Consider the following 1,409-nt stretch of genomic DNA (forward strand, 5'->3'; position numbering starts at 1 on the left):
GATTGCTGTGTCATTGCCCAACTGGTATGAAACAGTGGTTATATTTTTTGCTGCAGCCAAAATTGGGGCGGTGATCGTCCCCTTTAACCACAAATATCGAACACATGAAGTCGAATACATCTTAAAGAATTCCGAGCCGAAAGCGTTGATAGTGACTGAAGAATTTGATCAAAACTTTGGGTTAAAAGAAGCGCAGTCGATTGTACCGTCATTGATCTCTGTACGGTTCACACGGGATGGTCTCCATTCATACGAGAACAAAATCGATGGTGATGTCATGGAAGCTGAAATTGATGTAAATAACGATCTATTTTGTATTTTGTATACGTCCGGGACAACCGGTGTGCCAAAAGGCGTTATGATCACGCACAGAGGTGTGGTACAATCCGCGAATACATTAGCAGGGGAACTTAGATGTACTGAAGAGGACGTTTTTGTTGTATCAGCGCCGCTGTTTCATATCTTTGGCATGGCATGCAACTTGTTTTGCGGCGTATCCGCCGGGGCACGAATGGTGTTACAGGAGAAATATCATCCCCGTGAAACTCTTAAACTGATTGAACAAGAAAAAGTCACGATAAAGATGGGTGTTCCAACAATGTTCATTAAAGAAATAGGACTGGAGGATTTTGATAGTTACGACTTGTCGACATTGCGTACAGGAATGGTGGGATCTGCTCCAATTCCACCAAGTAAAGTCAAGGAAATACGAGATCGCATGGGCATAAAACTTTGTCAATCATTTGGGATAACGGAAACAGTTACGGTTACAATGACACCTTATGATGATGATGAACAGAAAATAACGAAGACACTCGGAAAACCGATTCCGGGGGTTGAGTTGAAAATTGTTGATGAAAACAGACTTGAAATCCCATTAGGGGAAACAGGGGAGATAGCCCTCAAAAGCTTTGGTTTGATGAAAGGTTACTATAAAATGCCAGAACAGACGGACAATGTTCTTGATCAAGATGGATGGTTCTATACAGGTGATCTAGGTGTGCAGGATGAAGAAGGATATCTGCATTTTGTAGGCAGAAAAAAAGAAATGATAATCCGTGGGGGCTATAACATATATCCTCAGGAAATTGAAAGTGTGCTGACCAAACATCCAAACATCAAGGTTGCTTCAGTCGTGGGCATTCCAGATGAAGTGCTTGGTGAAGTGGTGTGCGCCTTCATTCAACTAAAAAAAGGAACAGAAATTACAGAAGAAGAAATTAAATCCTATGTAAAGAAACAAATAGCAAATTATAAAGTCCCAGGGAAAGTCATGTTCATTGAGAATTTTCCAATGACTGCTAGCGGGAAAATCCAAAAATCGAGACTTCTTGATCAGATGGATGCGAAGGTCAGCCGTCCAGTCTGAAATTGAAAGGAGCATATCTAACATGATAGCAGAATACTCG

General features: G+C 41.3%; 1 protein-coding gene. It reads left to right on the forward strand.

Annotation, left to right across the window (positions count from 1 at the left end; genetic code table 11):
• On the forward strand, positions 1-1,369 hold a 1,369-nt coding region (locus tag AC1DUW_RS28745), incomplete at its 5' end, for a class I adenylate-forming enzyme family protein (RefSeq protein ID WP_477644176.1).
• Positions 1,370-1,409: the final 40 nt, after the last annotated feature.

Source organism: Peribacillus sp. P4_C12 (genome assembly GCF_056402095.1).